General features: G+C 71.9%; 20 protein-coding genes. 12 read left to right on the forward strand and 8 right to left on the reverse strand.

Features of this window, described 5'->3' with window-relative positions; translation table 11 throughout:
• Positions 1-136: 136 nt before the first annotated feature.
• Positions 137-1,606 (reverse strand): arabinofuranosidase catalytic domain-containing protein, encoded by a 1,470-nt coding sequence (locus ACWEJX_RS33410; RefSeq protein ID WP_451611168.1) that lies wholly within the window; start codon positions 1,604-1,606, stop codon positions 137-139.
• Between the two features lie 800 nt (positions 1,607-2,406).
• On the opposite strand from ACWEJX_RS33410, the gene chvE reads away from it, so the two are divergent.
• From chvE to mmsB, 3 genes are all read left to right on the forward strand, one after another.
• Positions 2,407-3,504: a multiple monosaccharide ABC transporter substrate-binding protein gene (gene chvE / locus ACWEJX_RS33415; RefSeq protein WP_451611169.1), complete on the forward strand. Its 1,098-nt coding sequence runs from the start codon at positions 2,407-2,409 to the stop codon at positions 3,502-3,504.
• 95 nt (positions 3,505-3,599) lie between these two features.
• Positions 3,600-5,147, forward strand: coding sequence for a multiple monosaccharide ABC transporter ATP-binding protein (gene mmsA / locus ACWEJX_RS33420; RefSeq protein WP_451611170.1), 1,548 nt, complete (start codon positions 3,600-3,602; stop codon positions 5,145-5,147).
• A gap of 3 nt (positions 5,148-5,150) precedes the next feature.
• Positions 5,151-6,386 (forward strand): multiple monosaccharide ABC transporter permease, encoded by a 1,236-nt coding sequence (gene mmsB, locus ACWEJX_RS33425; RefSeq protein ID WP_451611171.1) that lies wholly within the window; start codon positions 5,151-5,153, stop codon positions 6,384-6,386.
• 18 nt (positions 6,387-6,404) lie between these two features.
• Here mmsB and ACWEJX_RS33430 read toward each other — a convergent pair whose 3' ends face one another.
• Genes ACWEJX_RS33430 through ACWEJX_RS33440 form a run of 3 tightly spaced genes read right to left on the reverse strand, consistent with a single transcriptional unit; the run spans position 6,405 to position 9,888 of the window.
• The gene (locus tag ACWEJX_RS33430; protein ID WP_451611172.1) at positions 6,405-6,977 is read right to left on the reverse strand and encodes a dihydrofolate reductase family protein; all 573 of its coding nucleotides are present in this window, start codon (positions 6,975-6,977) and stop codon (positions 6,405-6,407) included.
• Between the two features lie 47 nt (positions 6,978-7,024).
• Positions 7,025-7,504, reverse strand: a complete 480-nt coding sequence (locus ACWEJX_RS33435; RefSeq protein ID WP_451611173.1) for a (2Fe-2S)-binding protein — start codon at positions 7,502-7,504, stop codon at positions 7,025-7,027.
• 29 nt (positions 7,505-7,533) lie between these two features.
• Entirely contained in the window at positions 7,534-9,888 is a 2,355-nt protein-coding gene (locus ACWEJX_RS33440; RefSeq protein WP_451611174.1) for a molybdopterin cofactor-binding domain-containing protein, read from the reverse strand.
• Between the two features lie 183 nt (positions 9,889-10,071).
• Between ACWEJX_RS33440 and ACWEJX_RS33445 the strand changes: the two genes are divergently transcribed.
• The 3 genes from ACWEJX_RS33445 to ACWEJX_RS33455 all read left to right on the forward strand — a co-directional run bounded on the left by ACWEJX_RS33445 (position 10,072) and on the right by ACWEJX_RS33455 (position 12,485).
• Positions 10,072-10,719 carry a class I SAM-dependent DNA methyltransferase gene (locus ACWEJX_RS33445; protein ID WP_451611175.1) on the forward strand — a complete coding sequence of 216 codons (648 nt, stop codon included), beginning with the start codon at positions 10,072-10,074 and terminating at the stop codon, positions 10,717-10,719.
• A 451-nt stretch (positions 10,720-11,170) separates the two neighbouring features.
• Entirely contained in the window at positions 11,171-11,968 is a 798-nt protein-coding gene (locus ACWEJX_RS33450; protein ID WP_451611176.1) for a type 1 glutamine amidotransferase, read from the forward strand.
• Positions 11,969-12,041: 73 nt separating this feature from the next.
• On the forward strand, positions 12,042-12,485 hold the full coding sequence (locus tag ACWEJX_RS33455) for an OsmC family protein (RefSeq protein ID WP_391109345.1): 444 nt from the start codon (positions 12,042-12,044) through the stop codon (positions 12,483-12,485).
• Between the two features lie 115 nt (positions 12,486-12,600).
• On the opposite strand, the gene ACWEJX_RS33460 is transcribed toward ACWEJX_RS33455, so the two are convergent.
• Positions 12,601-13,296, reverse strand: coding sequence for an RraA family protein (locus ACWEJX_RS33460; protein ID WP_451611177.1), 696 nt, complete (start codon positions 13,294-13,296; stop codon positions 12,601-12,603).
• A gap of 190 nt (positions 13,297-13,486) precedes the next feature.
• On the opposite strand from ACWEJX_RS33460, the gene ACWEJX_RS33465 reads away from it, so the two are divergent.
• A complete protein-coding gene (locus tag ACWEJX_RS33465; protein WP_451611178.1) occupies positions 13,487-14,257 on the forward strand; it encodes a metallophosphoesterase in 771 nt (256 codons plus the stop codon).
• A 140-nt stretch (positions 14,258-14,397) separates the two neighbouring features.
• On the opposite strand, the gene ACWEJX_RS33470 is transcribed toward ACWEJX_RS33465, so the two are convergent.
• Complete coding sequence (locus ACWEJX_RS33470; RefSeq protein ID WP_451611179.1) at positions 14,398-15,849, reverse strand: carboxylesterase/lipase family protein; 1,452 nt, start codon at positions 15,847-15,849, stop codon at positions 14,398-14,400.
• Between the two features lie 160 nt (positions 15,850-16,009).
• Here ACWEJX_RS33470 and ACWEJX_RS33475 point away from each other — a divergent pair, with 160 nt between their 5' ends.
• Positions 16,010-16,378, forward strand: a complete 369-nt coding sequence (locus ACWEJX_RS33475; protein WP_451611180.1) for a hypothetical protein — start codon at positions 16,010-16,012, stop codon at positions 16,376-16,378.
• On the opposite strand, the gene ACWEJX_RS33480 is transcribed toward ACWEJX_RS33475, so the two are convergent.
• Positions 16,360-16,890: a GNAT family N-acetyltransferase gene (locus ACWEJX_RS33480; protein ID WP_451611181.1), complete on the reverse strand. Its 531-nt coding sequence runs from the start codon at positions 16,888-16,890 to the stop codon at positions 16,360-16,362. The genes ACWEJX_RS33475 and ACWEJX_RS33480 overlap by 19 nt on opposite strands.
• A 443-nt stretch (positions 16,891-17,333) precedes the next feature.
• On the opposite strand from ACWEJX_RS33480, the gene ACWEJX_RS33485 reads away from it, so the two are divergent.
• On the forward strand, positions 17,334-18,746 hold the full coding sequence (locus ACWEJX_RS33485) for a sulfatase-like hydrolase/transferase (protein WP_451611182.1): 1,413 nt from the start codon (positions 17,334-17,336) through the stop codon (positions 18,744-18,746).
• Positions 18,747-18,905: 159 nt separating this feature from the next.
• On the opposite strand, the gene ACWEJX_RS33490 is transcribed toward ACWEJX_RS33485, so the two are convergent.
• A complete protein-coding gene (locus ACWEJX_RS33490) occupies positions 18,906-19,277 on the reverse strand; it encodes a cupin domain-containing protein (RefSeq protein WP_451611183.1) in 372 nt (123 codons plus the stop codon).
• A gap of 331 nt (positions 19,278-19,608) precedes the next feature.
• On the opposite strand from ACWEJX_RS33490, the gene ACWEJX_RS33495 reads away from it, so the two are divergent.
• The 3 genes from ACWEJX_RS33495 to ACWEJX_RS33505 all read left to right on the forward strand — a co-directional run bounded on the left by ACWEJX_RS33495 (position 19,609) and on the right by ACWEJX_RS33505 (position 21,167).
• Positions 19,609-19,986 carry a VOC family protein gene (locus tag ACWEJX_RS33495; RefSeq protein WP_451611184.1) on the forward strand — a complete coding sequence of 126 codons (378 nt, stop codon included), beginning with the start codon at positions 19,609-19,611 and terminating at the stop codon, positions 19,984-19,986.
• A gap of 186 nt (positions 19,987-20,172) precedes the next feature.
• Positions 20,173-20,610 carry an SPW repeat protein gene (locus ACWEJX_RS33500; RefSeq protein WP_403788188.1) on the forward strand — a complete coding sequence of 146 codons (438 nt, stop codon included), beginning with the start codon at positions 20,173-20,175 and terminating at the stop codon, positions 20,608-20,610.
• 200 nt (positions 20,611-20,810) lie between these two features.
• A complete protein-coding gene (locus ACWEJX_RS33505) occupies positions 20,811-21,167 on the forward strand; it encodes a DUF805 domain-containing protein (protein WP_451611185.1) in 357 nt (118 codons plus the stop codon).
• Positions 21,168-21,240: the final 73 nt, after the last annotated feature.

The raw sequence follows: 21,240 nt of genomic DNA on the forward strand, positions 1-21,240 counted from the left end.
GGGGTCCGCTGGCGGCCGGGGCGGTGGTGCGGGGCGGCGCGCGCGGGCCGCAACCGGCGCCGGCCGCGCCCCCTTCCGGGCCGGGGACGCCCCGGCCCCGCCCCGGCTCGGTGCGGAGCCGGGCCCGGCCGGGCGGTCACCCGAGGGTCCACCTCTGGTTGCTCGCACCCCAGCAGGTCCACAGTTGGACCGGCGTGCCGTCCGCGGTTCCGGCCCCGGACACGTCCAGGCAGCGGCCGGACTGGACGCCGACGACGCTGCCGTCGGCGTTGAACCGCCACTGCTGGTTGGCGCCGCCGTTGCAGGGCCAGGTCACGACCTTGGTGCCGTCGGCGGTCCCGGCACCGTACGCGTCCAGGCACATCGTGGTGCCGGAGAGGTTCACGGTGAGCCGGCCGTCGGCCGTGCGCGTCCAGGTCTGGTTCGCCGCTCCGGAGCAGCTGTGGATCTGCGACTGCACGCCCGGCGTGGTGGAGGAGTTCGGGACGTCCAGGCACTTGCCCGAACCGGCCCCGCGCAGTGCCCCCGTCGCGGTCGTGGCGGGCTGCTCGGCGTAACCTGCGGCCACCACGTTGGCCTGGACTGCGTTCTCGGTGGTGTCCGACGGGTAGCCGCTGGTCATCACGCCCTCGTAGAAGGTGCCGCGGGCGCCCTTGCTGTTGTCCCCGCCGATGCCGAGGATGATCGCCCCCTCCTTGTGCATCGGGTTGTAGCCCGACGCGTTCGGGCGGGGCCCGGAGTAGAACGTCGACAGGGAGCCGGACCGGGCGTCGCCGGCGCGGATCGCCCACTGGTTCGGCGCGCCCTTGACCATGGCGGTCAGGAAGCGGTGGCTGACCGTCGGGTCGTTGGCGTTGTAGCCCGGGTCGACCCCGGAGAACAGGCCGTTCTCGAGGTCGGCCATCACCCAGGGGCCGGGGCCGCTGCCGTAGCCCCAGACCTTGATGTTGCCGAAGTAGATCGCCTCCATGTGCCCGTTGCCGGTGTCGTTGTTGCTCGTCTCGGCGTTGCCGTAGTCGAAGCAGCAGCCGCCGTTGTAGTGCGTGCCGTCGAGGATGGCGTACATCCCCTCGGGCTGGTCGCCGGTCGCGACGCCCGAGGTGCGGTTGTTGCGGTAGCCGGTGCCCGGCGCCACGTACACGCCGTACGCCTTGTGACCGTTGAGCGTGACGGGTGCCAGGTTCGCGACCGCCAGGTCGTCGGGGCCGGGCGCGGCGCCGCCCCCGGGCGCCCGGGTGAGGTGGTTCCCCCGACCGCTCTGGTCGTAGATGACGCTGATGAGACAGGTGGTGCCGGCGCAGAACGCGTCCTGCGCCGCGGCGTCGGCGTAACCGCCCGCGCCCAGGGCGCCGATGTCCCGGAGCGCCTGGTCCGACGCACGCGTGACCTGGTAGAGCGGCCCGCTGTACGTGGAGTACAGCGCCCGGGTGGTGCTGTGCGCGGCCACGCAGGGCGTGCCGCCGGAGGCGTAGATGTCGCACGGGCCAGGCGTGGCGGCCCGGGCCACGCCGCCCGTCGCGGTGGCGCCGGCCAGGGCGCCGGCCAGGACGGCGAGGACCGCCCCGGCTCGGGTGAGGCGGCGCAGCACGGCGCTCGGGCGGATCATCCTTGGGATCGTCCTTCTGTTGCCACTCATGGTGTCTCCCTGCTCATCGCTGAGCGCGGCTAGAGGAATGTGAGCGCTAACAATTCACCTCGCGATACGGACGGAATGCCGGCGGCCGCGAGGGGACAGTTCCTGAGTCGGTGACAGTGCCCTCACCGACCGTGGTCCGTCAAGAGCTCCGACACGGACCACCGGCCAGGGGACACCGCTCCGGCGTGACCGATCGTCACGCTCAACTTCCTTTTGGCGCACGGCGGTTGACGCCGAGAGTTGTGAGCGCTCACGCTCCAGACCCGAACGCCGCTCAGCACCCCACGCCCCTTTCGCCACGCCTTTCACCTGCTCCGCCACCCACCGGCAGAGATCGAGTGGAACTCCCCATCCGCGACCGTCGGCCGGCGGCCCCGCAACCGTCGCCCCGCCGGGCCCCGCGACCGTCGCCCGGCCGCCCCGCAACCGTCGCCCCGCCGGGCCCCGCGACCGTCGCCCGGCCGCCCCGCGACCGTCGCCCGGGCGTCCGGCGGGCTTCGGCGGCGTTCGCCGCGTTCGCCGCGTTCGCCGGGTTCGCCGCGTTCGGCGAGGAATCGGACCGGCGCCTGATTCCAGGGGTCCCGCGATGCCACGCAACCCCTTGACTCCATGGATGTGAGCGTTAACACTCATGCTCACGCCAGGTCAGGGCAGCGGTGTCCCGGACGCCTCAGCCCCGAGGAACCGCTCCCGGCCGGCCCAGCCCGACCGCTCCCAGTCGCCCAGTCAGGGTCGCTCTGCGCCGGTCGCGGAACACCACTGGAGGAAGTGTGCGGAAGATTTCGGCGGGTCTCGTCGCCGCGGGCCTGGTGCTCTCGTTGGCGGCCTGCGGTCAGAGCGCCAACGGCGTCGGCGACGGCGCGGCCAAGGGGGACACCAAGGGCGGCCTGGTGGGCATCGCGATGCCCACCAAGTCGTCGGAGCGCTGGATCAACGACGGCGCCAACATGGTCAAGGAGTTCCAGGCCAAGGGCTACAAGACCGACCTGCAGTACGGCGACAACGTGGTGGAGAACCAGGTCTCCCAGGTGGAGAACATGATCACCAAGGGCGCCAAGCTGCTGGTCATCGCGGCCATCGACGGCTCCTCCCTCACCGACGTGCTGCAGAAGGCCGCCGACGCCCACATCCCGGTCATCTCCTACGACCGGCTGATCCGCGGCACGGGGAACGTCGACTACTACGCGACCTTCGACAACTACAAGGTCGGCGTCCTCCAGGGCGGCTACATCGTCGACAAGCTCGGCCTCAAGAACGGCAAGGGCCCGTTCAACATCGAGCTCTTCGCCGGCTCTCCGGACGACAACAACGCCACCTTCTTCTTCAACGGCGCGATGAGCGTCCTCAAGCCGTACATCGACAGCAAGAAGCTGGTGGTACGCAGCGGCCAGACCCAGTTCAACCAGATCGCCACGTTGCGCTGGGACGGCGGTCTCGCCCAGTCCCGGATGGACAACCTGCTCAGCAAGTCGTACACGTCCGCCCGCGTCGACGCCGTGCTCTCGCCCTACGACGGCATCTCGATCGGCATCCTCTCCTCCCTGAAGGGTGTCGGCTACGGCGGCGCCGCCAAGCCGCTGCCCGTCGTCACCGGCCAGGACGCCGAGCTGGCCTCGGTGAAGTCGATCATCGCGGGCGAGCAGACCCAGACCGTCTACAAGGACACCCGTCAGCTCGCCAAGGTCGCCGTCCAGATGGGCGACGCGGTGCTGACCGGCGGCAAGCCCGAGGTCAACGACACGAAGCAGTACAACAACGGCGTCAAGATCGTCCCGGCGCACCTGCTGCAGCCGGTCAGCGTCGACAAGGACAACTACCGGAAGGTCCTGGTCGACAGCGGCCAGTACACCGCGGACCAGCTCAAGTAGCCCGCGGGGCCCGGTCGTCGGGCCCCTGCCGAACCGGCGGTGCGGCGCCCCCGAGACCGGCCCGCACCGCCCCCGAACGATACGGACGCACAACCATGGCTGGACCCGTTCTCGAAATGCGGTCGATCAGCAAGTCGTTCCCCGGTGTCAAGGCCCTCTCCGGCGTCAACCTGACCGTCGCCGCGGGTGAGGTGCACGCCGTCTGCGGTGAGAACGGCGCCGGCAAGTCCACCCTGATGAAGGTGCTCAGCGGCGTATATCCGCACGGCAGCTACGAGGGCGAGATCCTCTTCGAGGGCGAGCCGTGCCGCTTCAGGGACATCCGGGCCAGCGAGCAGCGCGGCATCGTCATCATCCACCAGGAACTGGCGCTGGTGCCGTACCTGTCCATCGCCGAGAACGTCTTCCTGGGCAACGAGCACGCCACCCGGGGCGTCATCAGCTGGCACCGGACCCTCACCCACGCCGCCGAACTGCTGCGTCAGGTCGGCCTGGACGAGAGCCCGCACACCAGGGTCGCCGACCTCGGCGTGGGCAAGCAGCAGCTGGTCGAGATCGCCAAGGCGCTCGCCAAGAAGGTCAAGCTGCTCATCCTGGACGAGCCGACCGCCGCGCTCAACGACGAGGACAGCCGCAAGCTGCTCGACCTGATCCTGGAACTCAAGGCCCGGGGCATCTCCTGCATCGTCATCTCGCACAAGCTGAACGAGATCGCCCGGATCGCCGACGCCGTGACCATCCTGCGCGACGGGCAGACCATCGAGACGCTCGCGATCGGCTCCGAGGGCATCTCCGAGGACCGCATCATCCGTGGCATGGTCGGCCGCGACCTGGAGCACCGCTACCCCGAGCGCACCCCCGACCTCGGCGACGTCGCCTTCGAGATCGAGGACTGGAGCGTGCGGCACCCGATCGACCAGCAGCGCATGGTGGTGGACGGCGCCTCGCTGAACGTGCGGCGCGGCGAGATCGTCGGCATCGCCGGCCTGATGGGCGCCGGCCGCACCGAACTGGCGATGAGCGTCTTCGGCCGCTCGTACGGGCGCTGGGCCGCCGGCCGGGTGCGGCTGCACGGCCAGGTGGTCAGCACCCGGACGGTGCCCGAGGCGATCGGGCACGGCATCGCGTACGTCACCGAGGACCGCAAACAGCTCGGCCTCAACCTCATCGACGACATCAGCCGGAACATCTCGCTGAGCGCGCTCGGCAAGGTCGCCCGGTACGGCCGGGTCGACCGCCACGAGGAGACCCGGGTCGCCGAGTCCTTCCGGCGCACCATGAACATCAAGGCCCCGACGGTCTTCACCCGGACCGGCACCCTCAGCGGCGGCAACCAGCAGAAGGTCGTCCTGAGCAAGTGGATCTTCGCCGAGCCGGAGGTGCTGATCCTCGACGAGCCCACCCGCGGCATCGACATCGGTGCGAAGGCGGAGATCTACACCGTCATCGCCGAGCTCGCCGCCCAGGGAAAGGCGGTGCTCGTCATCTCGTCCGAACTCCCCGAACTCCTGGGCCTGTGCGACCGGATCTACACCATGGCCGAAGGCCGGATCACCGGCGAGGTGGCCCGCGCCGACGCCACCCAGGAATCCCTCATGCGGCTCATGACCATGAGCGCCGCATCCAGCAACGAGCAGGTGTGAGGCATGGCCCAGACCGAGATCATCCCGGATTCGTCCCCCAAGGCGGCGCAGGCCGGCCCGAGCCCGTCCGTCGGCTCCGTCCTGACCCGCGCGCTCCGCGGCAACGTGCGCCAGTACGGCATGCTGGTCGCCCTCGCACTGATCGTGCTGCTGTTCCAGTTCTGGACGGACGGCATCCTGCTCCAGCCGCTCAACATCACCAACCTGATCCAGCAGAACGGCTACATCCTGATCCTGGCGATCGGGATGATGATCGTCATCATCGCCGGGCACATCGACCTCTCGGTCGGCTCCCTCGCCGCCTTCGTGGGGGCCGCCGCCGCGGTGATGATGGTCGAACACCACGTGTCGTGGCCCGTGGCGATGGTGACCGCGCTGCTGATCGGTGCCCTCGCCGGGGCGTGGCAGGGCTTCTGGATCGCCTACCTGGGGATCCCTTCGTTCATCGTGACCCTGGCGGGCATGCTGCTGTTCCGCGGCGGTACGCAGATCCTGCTCCAGGGCCAGTCGGTGGCTCCGTTCCCCAAGGGCTTCCAGAGCATCAGCAGCGGCTTCCTCCCGGAGGTCGGCCCGCGCACCGACTACCACAACCTCACCCTGTTGCTGGGCCTCGCGGTACTGGCCGTGGCGATCCTGCAGGAGGTGCGCGGGCGGCGGCAGACCGCCTCGTACGGCCTCGAGGTGCTCCCGCTCGGACTGTTCCTGGCCAAGCTGGCCGTGATCACCGCGGCCGTGGCCGTCTTCACCCTGCTGCTGGCGAGCTACCACGGCGTGCCGGTCGTGCTGCTGATCCTCGGCGCGCTGCTCGTCGGCTTCGGCTATGTGATGCGCAACTCGGTCATCGGGCGGCACACCTATGCCATCGGCGGCAACGAGGCGGCGGCCAAGCTCTCCGGAGTGAAGAGCAAGCGCGTCGTCTTCCTCGCCTTCACCAACATGGGCGTCCTCGCGGCACTCGCCGGTCTGGTCTTCGCGGCGCGCCTCAACGCGGGCACGCCACAGGCCGGCATCAACTTCGAACTGGAGGCCATCGCCGCCGCGTTCATCGGCGGCGCCTCGGCCAGCGGCGGCGTGGGCACCGTCCTCGGCGCCATCATCGGCGGACTGGTCCTGGGCGTGCTCAACAACGGCATGTCCCTGGTCGGTGTCGGCACCGACTACCAGCAGGTGATCAAGGGTCTGGTGCTGCTCGCGGCCGTCGGCTTCGACGTCTACAACAAGCGACGGGCCGGTTCCTGAGGCACCGGCCCCACCGGGTCAGAGCGGCCCCACGCGCTCGTAGCGCAGCAGCACCACGCCGTTGCCGAAGGTCCGGGTCCGTTCGAGCCGCAGGTCGGCGTCGGTGTCGGTGGGCGGGAAGAGGCGGGTGCCACGGCCGACGAGGACCGGGTGGACGTACACGTGGTAGGTGTCGATGAGGTCCAGTTCCCGGAAGGCGGCGGCGAGCGACGCGCCGCCGACGGTGAGGTCGCCGTCGGCGGCGGCCGCCAGGGCGCGGACCTCGTCGGCGTCCACCCTGGGGACGACGGTGGTGTTCCAGTCGGCTCGCTCCAGCGTCGTGGAGTAGACCCACTTCGGCTTGGACAGCCAGATCCCGGCGAACTCCCGCATCGCGGGGGTGGCCGCCGGGTCGCGGTCGGCGGTGGGCCAGAAGTCCGCCATCAGCTGGTGGGTGCGTCGGCCGCTGAGGAACCCGCCCATGGCGGCGAGTTCCTCGTTGAGGTGCCGGTGCAGCTCCTCGTCGACCCGGTGCCAGCTGATGTCGTGGTCGATTCCCTCGATGTAGCCGTCGAGGGACATCCCGATGAACTGGACGATCTTTCCGGACATCGACCGCGCTCCTTCGTCTTCTCTGCCGTGACGCGCCCGCGCCCGCGTCACGGCATGCGTCGGGCGCCCTCCTTGATGGCCTCGCGAATACGGTTATAGGTGCCGCAGCGGCAGATGTTGCGGATCTGGTCGAGATCGGCCTCGTCGATCTCCCGGCCGGCCTCGCGGGCCCGCTTCACGGCGGCGACGGCGGCCATGATCTGGCCGGGCTGGCAGTAGCCGCACTGGGCGACGTCGATGTCCAGCCAGGCTTCCTGCATCGGGTGCAGGTCCTTGCCGACGGTGCCGGGCAGGCCCTCGATGGTGGTGACCTCGTCGGCCGGTCCGATGTCCTTCACCGGGACGCTGCACGGGTTGAACGCCCTGCCGTTGAGGTGGCTCGTACAGGCCTGGCAGACGCCGAGGCCGCAGCCGTACTTCGGGCCGGTGACGCCGAGGACGTCCCGGAGCACCCAGAGCAGCCGGACGTCGTCCTCGACCTCGGCGGTGACGGGCTTGCCGTTGAGGATGAAGGTGTGCTGGGGCACGAAGGCTCCTGATCTCCTGGAATGGGGGCTCAGCTGGCGCGGTCGCGGCCGTCGGTCGGGGACGCCGGGACCGGTGGGACGGTGGGCAGCGGGGTGAAGCCGAGGGGCTCCCCGTGGTTGGCCGGGAAGGTGGTCGGCATGGTGCCGGTGGCGCGGCCGTACGCGCAGGCCACGGCGGCCATGGAGGCGGCGACGGCCAGTTCGCCGGCGCCGCCCGGCTTGCCGGTGGTCGGCGGCATGACGACGATCTCCAGCTCGGGCGGGGTGTTCCACTGCCGGGTGTAGAAGTAGTTGTCCCAGCTGCCCTCCAGGAAGTGTCCGTCCTGCAGGTGCAGGCCGGAGGTGAGGGTCAGGGCGATGCCGTCGATGATGCCGCCCATCATCTGGGCTTCCAGGCCGCGGGTGTTGACGGCGAGGCCGACGTCGACCGCGCAGACGACCTTGGTGACGCGCGGCCCGGTGTAGGCGTCGCGGATCTTCCGGCCGGTGGTCTCCGGGCGGCAGTCGATCTCGGCGAGGACGGCGACGAAGCCGTGGTACTCGGGGTGGACGGCGATGCCCTGCGCCGTGCCCGTGGCCATCTGCCGTCCCCAGTGCCCGACCTCGGCGACCTTGTCGAGCACGGCCCGGGCCCGCTCGTCCTTGAGGAAGCGGCGCCGGAAGGCGAGCGCGTCCTCACCCATCCGCTTGGCGAGTTCGTCGGCGACGAGTTCCTGGGCGCAGCGCACGTTGGGTGAGTAGATGTTGCGCATGGAGCCGGTGTTGAACCCGTGGTCGACCTCGTTGAGAAGCTGGGTCGTCACTCCGAAGTGGTACGGGCTCGACTGGGTGAGCTGGAACATCGTCTCGGAGAAGGTCAGGTCGGCGACCGGGAGCCGCGCCGCCTCCGAGGTGATGATCTCGCCGAAGCCGTGGCCGAAGTCGGTGGCGACGGAGGTGTGCCGCAGCTCGTACGTGAGGACCTCGCCGAGCGCGTACGTGGCACGCACTCGGGAGGTGGCCATCGGGTGCGTACGGCCCTGGCGGAAGTCGTCGGTGCGGTGCCACATGAGGCGGACGGGCTTGCCCATCGCCTTCGAGATCTCGGCGGCCTCGCCGGCGGCGTCGTGGAACAGCTTGCGGCCGAACGAGCCGCCGCCCTCGGTGACGTGGACCTTCACGGCGGTCACCGGCAGCCCGAGCTGGAGGGCGATCTTCTCCCGGGCGACGATCGGCGACTTGAGGCTGGCCCAGATCTCGGCGGAGTCGGGGCGGACGTCGGCGACGGCGCTGTTGGTCTCCAGGGCGCTGTTGCTGGCGAAGTGGAAGGTGAAGCGGGCGTCGACGGACTTGGTGAGCAGGTCGAGCGGCGGGACGAGGAGGGGCGGTTCGGCCTTGCGGAGCTCGGCGAGCACGGTCGCGTCGGAGGCGCCCTCGGCGGTGCCCGGGCCCCAGGTGACCTTGAGGGCGCGGACGGCGTCGATGCACTGGCCGAACGTCCGGCCGCGGACGGCGACGCCGGTGGAGACGGCGACGACGTCGGTGATGCCGGGCATGGCCCGGACCTCGGCCAGGTTGTCGACCGAGCGGACGGTGCCGTTGATCGTGGGCGGGCGGCAGACCATGGTGGGCAGGGCGCCGGGGACCTGGACGTCCATGGCGAACTTCTTGCGGCCGGTGACGGCCTCCAGCGCGTCGACACGGCGCTGAGCGGTGCCGATGACGCGGAACTGCGCGGGGTCCTTGAGGGTGACGGACACCTGCGTGTCGGCGAGCGCGGCGGCCTTCACGGCCAGCTCGCCGTAGCTCAGCCGGACGCCGGTCGCAGAGGTGATGATCCCGGCCTTGGCGGTCAGCGTCTCGACGGCCTCGCCGAGTTCGAGCGCGGCGGCGCGCAGCAGCCGGCCACGGGCCACGGCGGCGGCGACGCGGACCGGGGTGAAGGTGGAGATGGTGGTGTTGGAGCCGCCGGTGAGCTGGTTGAAGAGCAGCTCGGGACGGGCGTCGGCGAGCGTCACCTTGATCCGGTCGACCGGCAGGTCCAGCTCCTCGGCGATGAGCATCGCGGTGGAGGTGGTGATGCCCTGCCCGACCTCGGCGCGGGGCAGCGCGAAGTGGGCGGTGCCGTCCGGGTCGACGCGGATGGTGATGAGGTTCGCCGTGGGCAGCGCGGCGTGCGTGAGCATGTCGTTGAGGTCGTAGATGTCGGCGGGCCCCGGCAGCGACGGCACCACCCCGGGCACGAGCGCCTCCGCCCGCGCGGGCGCGAGCACCTCCACCCCGAGCTGCGCGGCGACCGTGAGGGTCGGCGCCGCCAGCACGTACCCGAGGAATCGCCGCCGCCCGACGCCACGCGGCGGCCCGGCTTCCGGTTCGTGCTGTGCGGCGCGGTCCTGCGCTTCCATGGGCGCTGCCCTTTCGACGAGGGGTGAGCCGATGAGGTTACTCGGCAGTTATGACGAGTGGATCATCACCCGTCCGGCGGACCGGCAGGACGGGAACGGCTCACTTTTCACCGCAGCTCCGCAAACGGGCCGGGGGTCGTACGGAGACGGCGCTGTCAGCGGGGTGGGCTACCCTCCCCCGTCATGACCGAGTCCGAGCGCGTCACCGCCACCCGTACCTCCTACGACACCGTCGCCGCCTCCTACCAGCGGCTGCTGGCCGACGACTTGGCGACCACGCCGCTCGACCGGGCCATGCTCGTCGCCTTCGCCGAGGAGGTGCGGACAGCGGGCGGCGGGCTGGTCGGGGATCTCGGGTGCGGGACGGGGCGGGTGACGGAGTACCTGCGGGGGCTCGGGGTGGACGCGTTCGGTGTGGACCTGTCCCCCGGGATGATCCGGGTGGCCCGGGAGTCGTATCCCGGGCTGCGCTTCGAGGTCGGGTCGATGACCGGCCTGAACCTGGCGGACGGCTCGCTCGCCGGGGCGCTGTCCTGGTACTCGACCGTGCACATGGCACCGGCGGAACTCGCCGTGGCCTTCGCCGAGTTCCACCGCGTGCTCGCGCCGGGCGCGCCGTTGCTCCTCGCGTTCAAGGTCGGTGACGAGCGGGTGCGGTTGGAGCGGGCGTACGGGCACGAGGTCGACCTGGACGTCTACCGGTACCCGGTCGAGCGCGTCGCGTCCATGCTCGCCGACGCCGGCCTCGCCGTGACCGCGCGCCTCGTCCGCGAGCCCGGCCCGGAGCAGCGCACGCCGCAGGGCTTCCTCCACGCACGCAGGGGCGACTGATCCCAGGCGCCGCGGGCCCGGGCGACCGCGCGGTCGCCGCAGCCGCGCAGCGTGGCGCGGGACAGCCGGGTCCGCGGGCCGCCGCCCGTGATGAGCGCGTTGACGGACGCCATGGGGTCGCCGCCGGCCGAGCGGGCGAGCAGCGCCCCGACCACGACCGGCAGCAGCGCCACGGCGAGGGCCGAACCGGTGGCGGTGGCCGTGGCGGTGACCTGGTGGAGGGGGCGGGTGCGCGGGGAGGCGTCGGTGGTCATGGGGCCATTCCAGCGCCGGGGCCCGGCCCGGGACATGGGAGCCGGTACTCAGTTCCCGCGCCCCGGGTACTCAGCCCGCGGCACGTACTCGGCGCCGGGCGACCACCGTGGGCACGGCCAAGCAGTGCGATCGGACCCGCCGAGACGTTTCTTCGGCCATCCTCGACAGCAACGGACTTCGTGGAGGTGGGGCGACTGTGACGAAGGTACTGGTGGTGCAGCACGAGAACGGCGCCGGGCCCGGCCTGGTCGGCGAGCGGCTGCGGGTGGCCGGACTCGACGCCCGGGTCCATCACCCGTGGCGCGGCGAGGAGTTGCCGGTCTCGCTCGACGGCTGGTCCGGGCTGATCGTGCTGGGCGGCTCGGTCAACTGCGAGGACGACGCCGCAGCGCCGTGGCTGCCCCGGGTCGGGGCGCTGATACGGGAGGCGGTCGAGGCCCGCGTTCCTGTCCTCGGCATCTGTCTGGGCGGCCAGCTCCTCGCGTACGCGCTGGGCGGCTCCGTGGCCGTACGCGACGAGGGCCCCGAGCTCGGCACCGTACCGCTGCGGCGGCTGCCCGCGGCCGACGGTGACCCGCTGTTCGGGGCGTTGCCCGAGGGCGCCCCGGCCGCCCAGTGGCACTGGGACGAGGTCGACCGGCTGCCGTCCGGAGCGGTGCCGCTGCTGACCGGCGACGACTGCCGCCACCAGGCGTTCCGGGTCGGCGCGTGCGCCTGGGGCGTGCAGTTCCATCCGGAGGCGCTGACCGGCACGATCGCCGGGTGGGCCGCGGCCGACGCGCCCCGGGTCCGGGCCGACGGCCGCGACCCGGACGGCGTGGTCGCGTCCGTACGGGAGGCGGAGGCGCGACTGCGGGCGGTGTGGGGCACGGTGGCGGACGCCTGGGCGGACGTGGTCCGGCAGGTTGTTGCGCGGCAGGACGTGGTGCGGGAGGACGAGCGGGTTCGCGTGGCCTCGCGCGTGCCCGTGTCGGGCGCGGCCTCCGGGGAGTGATGGGATGGGGTGCGGGCACGCGCGCGCGTGCCCGCGTCCGAACCACGTACGCCCCTGAGGAGAACCCGCCGCCATGGCCGACGAGTACCGGATCGAGACCGTCCGCACCGGCTACCGCACCTGGACCGCCCGCAACGACCGCGGCGCCGAGGTGCGGATCGCCGCCGCCGACGACGCGGACGCACAGCCGTCGTTCACGCCGGTCGAGCTGCTGCTCGCGGCGATGGGCGGCTGCGGCGGCCTGGTCATCGACCGTACGGCGCGGGCCGTCGACCACGACGACCTGCGGATCGTGGTGGAGGGCGTCGCCGGCCCCGAGGACGACGGCCGGATCGGGCGGATCAGGGTGAGTTACGAGTTCGAGCTGCCCGACAACAACCCGCGGGCGGCGGACGTCTTCGCCCGCGGGGTCCGGCTCACCCACGAGAAGTACTGCACGGTCAGCCGCACCGTCGAGCACGGCGCCGAGGTCGAGGCGGTGCTGCCCGACGGCACGACCGGCTTCCGCGCCGGCTGAGCCGGGCGGGGGGGACGACCGGGCCCGGGCCCGGGGGCCGGCCGGCCTCCGAGGGCTGCTTGTCGATCTCACCGCCCCTCCGACGCCGACGGCGACGGGCGGAACCGGGCCGGCCTCACTCCTCGATCGCACCGCCGATCCGCCTCAGATGCCGGCGGAAGGTGTACGAGGGGTCCTCGGCCCGCCGCTCCAGGTACTCGGCGAACCGGGTCTGGTCGCGCAGCGTCTCCCCGGCCCGGATCCGCCGGGCCTGGTTCCGCTCGGTGCGGAAGATCTCCTCGGCGGTGTCCAGCACGGCCTCGGCGCGGCCGGCCGCCACGAAGAGGACGCCGTCGTCGTCGGCGAACACCACGTCGTCGGCGCTGACCGTCTGCTCGCCGAACCGGGCGGTGCGCAGCGCCTCGGGACCGCGCGGGTCGAGCCGTACGGGGCCGGGGGCGTGGGCCCCGTACGAGAAGACCGGCAGCCCGATCTCCACCAGGTCGGGCGTGTCCCGGTGCAGCCCCCATACGACGACGCCGGCGATCCCAGCGGCCTCGGCCTCCAGGACGGCGAGGTCGCCGACGCACGCCTCGTCCCGGCGGCCCGCGTTGTCGATGACGAGCACGTCGCCGGGGGCGGCCCGGGTCGCGAAGACCTCCAGGAAGACGTCGACGCTGCCGTAGTGCCGCACGGGCAGGGCGCGGCCGGCCGCCCGGCGCCCGGGCACCACGGGCACGACGCCGGCGGGCGCGGCCCGCAGCGGTTCGCCGAGCCGTACGCAGGCGTCGGCGACCAGCGGGGTGGAGAGTTCGGCGAACCGCTTGAGCATGGCTGTTCCCTTCGGCGGGGTCCCTGCCGTGCGGCGGGACGATCCGGATGCTAGCCGTGCCGGAGTGTCAGGAAAGGGCCAATCCGGGGCCGTTGGCCCGGGCGGGCGCGCCGGGGAGCGCGATACGTTCCGCTGCGGAACCGGCGTGAACAGCGCCGCGGCCCGGGACCGAACGTGAAGGGACACCACCGTGATCGTGATCGCGCACCTCAGTGACACCCACATCGACGACGCCTCGCCGCGCAGCAGGGAGCGGACGCAGGCCACGATGGCGTACCTGGACTCGCTCGCGTACGACCTGGACGCGGTGATCGTCACCGGCGATCTCGCCGACCACGGCGAGGAGTCCGAGTACGCATGGCTGCGCGACCACGTGCTCACCTCCCGGCACCCGGTGCTCACCTGTCCCGGCAACCACGACCGCCGCGACGTCTTCCGCCGGGTCCTCCTCGGCACCGAACCGCCGGCCCCGGACGCGCCGGTGAACCAGGTGCTGCGCGCCGACGGCTTCGTCCTCGCGCTGTGCGACTCCTCGGTGCCGGGCAAGGACGAGGGCTACCTGGAGGAGGAGACGCTGGCCTGGCTCGACGAGGAGCTGTCCCGCACGCCCGCCGGCACGCCGGTTCTCGTGGGCTTCCACCACCCGCCGACGGCCCTCGGCATCCCGTTCGTCGACAGCATCCGCCAGTTCGGCGAGCACCGGCTCGCGGAACTGGCCCGTCGCCACCCCTCCCTCACGGCCTTCCTCTGCGGCCACACCCACTCCGCCACGGCCACCACCTTCGCGGGCCGCCCGGTCCTGGTGGCGCCTGGTGTGGTGTCGATGAGCAAGCTGCCGTGGGAGCAGAGCGGCCCGGCGGACTACGTGTTCCGCGACGAGCTGGCCCCGTCGCTGGCCTTCCATCTGCTGACGGAGGACGGCCGCCTGACGACGCACTACCGGAGCGTGCCGCTGGGCTGAGACGGCACGGGGGGATCCAAGATCCTGGACTCAGGATCCGGGATCTTGGATCCGGGATCTTGGATCCGGGATCTTGGATCCGAACTACAGGGTCCGGGATCCCCGATAAAGGATCTTGGATCCTTTATCCCGATCCAGGATCAGCCGAGCCAGATCGCCCGCAGCTCGCCGAACGGGTCCTCCTCCGTCCGCGGAGTCGCGTCCCAGATCTTCGTCACACGTGCGCCGGCCGCGTACGGAGGCCAGTCTCCGCCCGGATCCCCCTGCGTGACGAAGGCGACCCAGGCGCCGTGCAGCGCGTCGGCGAGCGCCTTGGGCGGGGTGGGACCCGCCGCGGCCTCGACGCCCTCGGCGTCGAGCAGGTCGAAGGCGAAGGGCAGGTCCAGGCAGTGGTACGCCTGGCCGTTGACGGGCGAGGCCCAGTCGAACTGGTAGAGCCAGGTGGGCCGGGAGAGCGCGGCGCGGGCGTCGGCGACGGCGAGGGCCGGGGCGCGGAAGGTGACGTCCGTGAGGGCCTGGCCGAAGAGGCCGGACGGGGCGGTGTCCGCGTACGTCTCGGCGAAGGCGGCGGCGCGGTCCTCGGTGAGGCCGAGGCCGCCGAGCAGGACCGCCAGCGGCGGGCCGTCGGCGCCGGGGCCGGGGATCATGTTGAACTCGTGCGCGGTGAAGCCGAGCATCAGTGGCACGTCGGCGCCGGCGTCGCCCCGGCTGAGCGCGTCCAGGACGGGCTCGGGGATCAGCTCGCCGTCGGCGAAGGGCACGAGCGAGAGCATCGGCGGCAGGCCCTCGCGGTCCGGGCCGGGTTCGCCGAGCCGGTCCTGGAGGTCGAGGAGTTCGTCGTCGCTCAGGTCCTGGAGCGCGGCGGCCGTGGCCGGCAGGCCGGTCCGGGCGGTGAAGAGCCGGGACACGGCCCGGGCGACCTCCGGCCCGTCCGGCCGGGTCACGGCGCCGGAGACGGACAGGGCGGCACGGAAGAGGCCACGGGCCGACGGCACGGCGAGCAGGGTCTGGACGGCGCCGCCGCCCGCCGACTGCCCGGCGATCGTCACCTTCGCCGGGTCGCCGCCGAAGCGCGCGATGTTGTCGCGGACCCACTCGAGGGCGGCGACCCAGTCCCGTACGCCCCGGTTGTCGGGAGCGTCGTCCAGGTGCAGGAAGCCCTCGATGCCGAGCCGGTAGCCGAGCGAGACGAACACGACGCCGTCGCGGTTGAAGGCGGCCCCGTCGTACCAGGGGCTGGCGGCCGAGCCCGCCAGGTAACCGCCGCCGTGGATCCACACGAGCACCGGAAGCCCGGCCTCCGGGTCGGTCGCGGGGGTGAAGACGTTGAGGTTGAGCACGCCTTCGCCCGGGATGGACGGCTCGGGGATGGTGGTGACCTCGGCGAAGGGGCGGCGCTGGGCGGTCGGCCCGTACGCGGTCGCGTCCAGCGGCTCGGTCCACGGCTCGGGCGGCACGGGGGCGGCGAAGCGGAGCGGGCCGACGGGCGGCTGCGCGTACGGGATGCCGAGGAAGCGGCAGCTTCCGTCGGCCCGGCGCTCGCCGCGGACCGGGCCGCGGGTGGTGGCGACGAGGAGGTTCTCGGTGGTCATGGGGCGTGCCTTCCTGGGCCTGACCGGTGCGGTGGCGGCTGCTGCTCACCCCATGGTGACACGAGTAAGTTGACGGTGTCACGCATCCTCCGCCCCCGTACCGTCGTCTTCTCCGACGGGTTCGGCCCGCTCCGGGCCGGGGAAGGGAGGCGTTGTGAACGTGAGTCCCGACGCCGCGCTCGGCGTCCTGGTGGTGGCGGCCGGCGCCGTCCTCATGGCGGCTGGTGGCCGCTGGAAGGGCCGCGCGGTGCGCCCGCTCGCCCCGCGCCGGGCCCGGGCGCTGGCCTGGCAGGCGTACGTACGGGCCCTGAGCCGCTCCGCCGAGCTCGCCGTCACCGCCGCCCGGGGCAGGGCGGGGCGCGGCGAGCCGGCGATCGTGACCGTCGGGGACGTCGTACGGCTCGCGCACCAGCGCTTCGGTTACGAGGAGGTCGCCCGCGAGCACGCGGCGGCGGCGCTGCGGCACGCGTACGAGCGCGCGGGGTGCGCCGCAGACACGGTGACGGACGCCTACACGGCGATCCAGTAGCGCCGCTTCAGACCGACCTCGGTCTCGCGGACGTCCTCCAGGACACCACCGTTGCGCTCGATGGTGCGGGCCGACGCGATGTTGGTGTCGTCGCAGGTGAGGAGGGTGCGGTCGATGCCGAGGGCGCGGGCCTCGACCAGGACGGCCGCCAGCGCCCAGGTGGCGAGGCCGCGGCGGCGGGCGGAGGGGCGCACGCTGTAGCCGATGTGGCCGCCGGCCTTCAGCAGGAAGTCGTTGAGTTCATGGCGCAGGTCGATGGCGCCGAGGTACGTGTCGTCCTCCACGATCCACCAGTTGGTGGCGTGGACGCGGCCGTCGGCCAAGGGCCGGCTCCGGTCGGCCTGCGCGCGGAGCAGGGCGACCCAGTCGGCGAAGGCCCCCGGGTCGGTGAGGTCGGCGTCCGGGGCGAGCCACAGGCCGGCGCCGTCCTGGTTCTCGCCGGGGGCCCACTCGGCGTGGGCCTCCAGCCAGGAGGTGTGCAGCCGGGCGGTGGGGGTGATCAGTTCAGGCATGCGGGCGACGATAACAACCCTCCCCCGCCGTCCTCGCCGCCGTCCCCCGCCTGCCCCGCCACGCTCGCCTGTCCGCGCTGGAAGTCCCGCATGGCGGTGAGGGCGGTGCGGCGGCGCGTTCGTCGGTGGTGCGGGGCGGCCGGCCCCGGTGATCCCGGCTCATGCCGGGATCGTGGCAGCCCGGCCCTGACGGCGACCACGCCCATTCCGGGCCGGCCAGCGGCGCCCCGCCCCCCGCCCGACGGCGGCCACGCCCATTCGCCCGCCGGGACGATGGCCCCCGGCCGGATCCTGCCCCCTGTTCGTCCGGCTTGACCTCTGGCGCGGGCCTCGCCTCGTCTGCGAAATTGACGGAGCGTCCACGCACTTCGGCTCCCCGGCCGTCCCCTCCCCACCCGCCTCTCCCTGCCATCCCTCCCCTCCCCCACCTCGAAGGGATTCGCATGCCGACCTCCCGGCCCAGCGTGCTCGTGGTGCTCACCGACCAGCAGCGGTGGGACACCACGGGCGCCCACGGCAACCCGGCCGGTGTGACGCCCGAGTTCGACCGGCTGGCCCGCGAGGGCACGCTCGTCGAGCAGGCGATCACTCCCAACCCGGTGTGCGCACCCGCGCGGGCGGCGCTGCAGACCGGCCGTTTCCCGACGGCGACCGGGGTGTTCCGCAACGGACTTCCGCTCGCGGCCGGCATCCCGACCCTGGCGGGGTGTTTCGCCGCGGCCGGCTATGTCACCGGCTACATCGGCAAGTGGCACCTGGCGGGCGACGGGCATCCCGCGGGCCCCGTGCCGGCCGGGCTGCGCGGCGGCTACCAGCGCTGGCTGGCCTCGGACCGGCTGGAGTTCACCTCGGACGCGTACCGGACGGTGCTGTACGACGAGGAGGGCGGGCCGGTGCGGCTGCCGGGCTATCGCTCGGACGCACTGATCGACGCGGCGATCCGGTTCGTCGCCGACCACCACGACCGCCCCTTCCTGCTCTTCCTCTCGCTCCTGGAGCCCCATCACCAGAACCCGACCGACGACTACCCGGCTCCGGCCGGCTACCGGGAGCGGTACGAGGGCCGGTGGCTGCCACCGGACCTGGCGGCGCTCAGCCCGGGCGCGGCCCAGGGCGGCGCGCACCGGCATCTGGGCGGCTACCTCGGCCAGATCAAGCGGGTCGACGAGGGCGTGGGGCGGCTGCGCGACTCACTGCGCAGCCTGGGCATCGACGATCACACCCTGCTGGCGTGGACGGCCGACCACGGTTCGCACTTCCGCACGCGCAACGGCGAGTACAAGCGCTCCGCCCACGAGGCTTCCGTACGCGTGCCCTTCGCCCTCACCGGTCCCGGCTTCCGCGGCGGCGGCCTGATCCGGCAGCCGGTGTCCACGGTGGACCTGATGCCGACACTGCTCGACGCGGCGGGCATCGAGGTACCGAAGGGCGTGCACGGCCGTTCGCTGCGTCCGCTGGTCGGCGGGAGCGGCGAACCCGACCGGCCGTTCTCGGTGTTCGTCCAGGTCAGCGAGGACGTCATCGGGCGGGCGGTGCGCACGGACCGGTGGAAGTACGTGGTGACCGCGGCGACCGCGGCCGACGCCTGGCAGGAGGCGGCGGCGGACCGCTACCGGGAGACCGAGTTGTACGACCTCGCGGCCGATCCTTACGAGTTGGAGAACCTGGCCGGGTTCACCTCGCACCGGCGCGTCGCGGACGGTCTGCGCGACGCGCTCGGCGCGTGGCTGCGGGAGGTGGAGGACGTCGACCCGGTCATCGAGGCGGCGGCGCCCCGCACGCTGGGCGGGCGTTCACCGCACTCGTTCCCCGCTGACCGGGTGCCCTGGGAGGGCGTGCGTTTCGGCCATGCCTGAACCGGCCGCCCGGGACCCCGCGCACAGTTGACCGCGCTCGGAGCTTCAGGCGTCCGGAACTTCAGGCGTCCGGAACTTCAGGCGTCCCGAGCTTCAGGCGTCCGGAGCTTCAGGCATCCCGAGCTTCAGCGAGCGGACGCCTCTTGGAGCCGAACGTCCTCAGGAGCCGGGGGACTTCGCGTAGTCGACGAAGCCGACCCAGTCGAGGGCCACGCAGCGCTCGTCGCCGACCACCCAGGCGTCGTGTCCCGGCTGGATCTCGTAGAACTCGCCGGGCACGAGGTCGGCGGACTCGCCGTCGTCCATGACGACCGTCATCCGGCCGCTGACCACGTAGCCGACGTGGTGGGCCTGACAACTGTCGGTGCCCGCGAGGGGCTTCACGTGCTCGGACCACTTCCAGCCCGGCTCGAACACGGCCCGGCCCACCGCGCCGCTGTCGGTGGTCAGCAGGTCCAGCCTGCCCTTGCCACCCTCGAACGGGCGGACCTCGTCTGCGGAGTCGAAGCTCCTGGAAACGATTCCGGTCATGTTTCGTCCGCCTCCCGGCGGTGGAACGTGAGACCCCCGAGTCCACTTCCAGGCTACGCCGCGCGACGGTCGCCGCACGCGGGTGCGCGGGGCCGGCCGGTGTGGCGCGTAAACGTCGTTGCCCGGAAGATCCACCGGGGTTAGCGTGGCGGTATGACTGCCGGGTCGGCCATGGGCCGTGATCGAGAGAGGCGCCCGGCCGTGGCGTGAGCGCCGCCGGGTGGTGGGCGCGGGGTCCGCCGCGGTCGTCCGCCCCGTACCGTGCGCGCATGCCGCACGCAGGTACGGGAGAAGGACCGCGACCAGCGCTCACCCTGCGAAAGGACTCCCTGTGGCCGTCGAGCTCAACCACACCGTCGTACACGCCCGTGACAGGCGGGCGTCCGCCGAATTCCTGGCCGAGGTGCTCGGCCTGGAGGTCGGTGCACCGTTCGGGCCGTTCCTGCCGATCGACACCGGCAACGGCGTCACCCTCGACTACTACGAGACGGACGCCGACTTCACCCCCACCCACTACGCCTTCCTCGTCCCCGACGAGGAGTTCGACACGATGATCGCCCGCCTGGAGCGGAAGGGCGTCACGTACTACGCGGACCCGCACCACGGCCGGCCCGGCGAGGTCAACGGGCTGTTCGGCGGCCGGGGCGCCTATTTCCTCGATCCGTCCGGGCACAACATGGAGATCATGACCGTGCCGTACGGCCGCTGATTTCCAGACTTTTTGTTGAAGGCGCGGCGCCGTTTGGTGGATCCGGGCATATCACGCGGCGGTTTTCTGTGCGGATCCCTTATCGGGCAGATCTACACATAAAGGCCAGATAAGCGCACAATGAAACCGCGGCGTCGATGCCGCAACGCGGTCAGATGTGGAAGACGCCAGAAGGAGGCGAGTCACATGGCCGACCTCTCTCACCGTCCAGGTGACATCAGAGGACACCCGGACGCCGGAGAAATGCGGGACCGTTACGCCCGTATGCTCCAGACCCGGGGTGTGGCGGCCGTCGAGGAGCTTGTGATCCTCGCCGGAATCTACGCCGCGGTCTCCGCTTGGACGGTCCACTTCGCAGCCGCGAAGCCGGAGCTCGCCATCAGCAACCTGATCGTCGGCATCGCGCTCGCGGGCCTCGGTCTCGCCATGTCGATGGCTCCGGAGCGGTCGCAGGACCTCAACTTCGTGGTGCTGCTGCTCGGTGCGTGGCTCATCGCCTCCCCGTGGGTGGTCTCGCGGTTCCCCAGCACCGGCGCGATCGTCAGCAATGTCATCACCGGCGCCTGCGTCTGCCTCTTCGCCCTCGTGGCCGGCGGACTCCTCATGAGCAAGAGAAGGACGTAACCGCCTGATCCTCTCCCGCGAACGGCGTCGACTCCTTGGCACGAGGAGTCGACGCCGTTCACTTTGGTCCCACCCGTGCCTGTGAAAGGCCACTCTTCGGTAACTCATTGACCCCCCAGGTTTGAGCCACATAAGTTCTGCGTAAAGCTTGCTCCACAGGGACAGGCTCCCGCTCACACCACCAGTGCTTGGGGGGAAAAGTGAACTGGTACCTCGACGTTCTCAAGAAGTACGCGGTATTCACCGGCCGGGCGCGCCGCCAGGAATTCTGGATGTTCGCGCTGTTCAACATCATCGCGGCGATCATCGTCATGGTCATCGACATGGCGATAGGCACCTACCCGCTGCTGTACACGATCTACGCCCTGGCGGTGCTCCTGCCCAGCCTCGGCGTGACCGTCCGCCGACTGCACGACACCGGGCGCTCCGGCTGGTGGATCCTGATCGACCTGATCCCGTTCGTCGGCGCCATCATCCTGATCGTCTTCCTCGCCACCGAGGGGGCCTCGCACGACAACGCCTACGGCCCGAACCCGAAGGCCGCCCCGGCGTACTGACGGCCCGCCCGTCGGCGGTCCCTCGCCGACGGTCCGCTCGTCGAGAAGCACGACCCCCGGAAGCAGCGCTTCC

This window comes from Streptomyces sp. NPDC004788, from assembly GCF_053601115.1.

What these genes read in the sequence shown, in the direction of transcription:
- ACWEJX_RS33410 (WP_451611168.1), bottom strand. Translation starts at nt 1,606, where the DNA reads ATGATCCGCCCGAGCGCCGTGCTGCGCCGCCTCACCCGAGCCGGGGCG.
- mmsA (WP_451611170.1), top strand. Translation starts at nt 3,600, where the DNA reads ATGGCTGGACCCGTTCTCGAAATGCGGTCGATCAGCAAGTCGTTCCCC.
- mmsB (WP_451611171.1), top strand. Translation starts at nt 5,151, where the DNA reads ATGGCCCAGACCGAGATCATCCCGGATTCGTCCCCCAAGGCGGCGCAG.
- ACWEJX_RS33430 (WP_451611172.1), bottom strand. Translation starts at nt 6,977, where the DNA reads ATGTCCGGAAAGATCGTCCAGTTCATCGGGATGTCCCTCGACGGCTAC.
- ACWEJX_RS33440 (WP_451611174.1), bottom strand. Translation starts at nt 9,888, where the DNA reads ATGGAAGCGCAGGACCGCGCCGCACAGCACGAACCGGAAGCCGGGCCG.
- ACWEJX_RS33445 (WP_451611175.1), top strand. Translation starts at nt 10,072, where the DNA reads ATGACCGAGTCCGAGCGCGTCACCGCCACCCGTACCTCCTACGACACC.
- ACWEJX_RS33455 (WP_391109345.1), top strand. Translation starts at nt 12,042, where the DNA reads ATGGCCGACGAGTACCGGATCGAGACCGTCCGCACCGGCTACCGCACC.
- ACWEJX_RS33460 (WP_451611177.1), bottom strand. Translation starts at nt 13,296, where the DNA reads ATGCTCAAGCGGTTCGCCGAACTCTCCACCCCGCTGGTCGCCGACGCC.
- ACWEJX_RS33470 (WP_451611179.1), bottom strand. Translation starts at nt 15,849, where the DNA reads ATGACCACCGAGAACCTCCTCGTCGCCACCACCCGCGGCCCGGTCCGC.
- ACWEJX_RS33480 (WP_451611181.1), bottom strand. Translation starts at nt 16,890, where the DNA reads ATGCCTGAACTGATCACCCCCACCGCCCGGCTGCACACCTCCTGGCTG.
- ACWEJX_RS33485 (WP_451611182.1), top strand. Translation starts at nt 17,334, where the DNA reads ATGCCGACCTCCCGGCCCAGCGTGCTCGTGGTGCTCACCGACCAGCAG.
- ACWEJX_RS33490 (WP_451611183.1), bottom strand. Translation starts at nt 19,277, where the DNA reads ATGACCGGAATCGTTTCCAGGAGCTTCGACTCCGCAGACGAGGTCCGC.
- ACWEJX_RS33500 (WP_403788188.1), top strand. Translation starts at nt 20,173, where the DNA reads ATGGCCGACCTCTCTCACCGTCCAGGTGACATCAGAGGACACCCGGAC.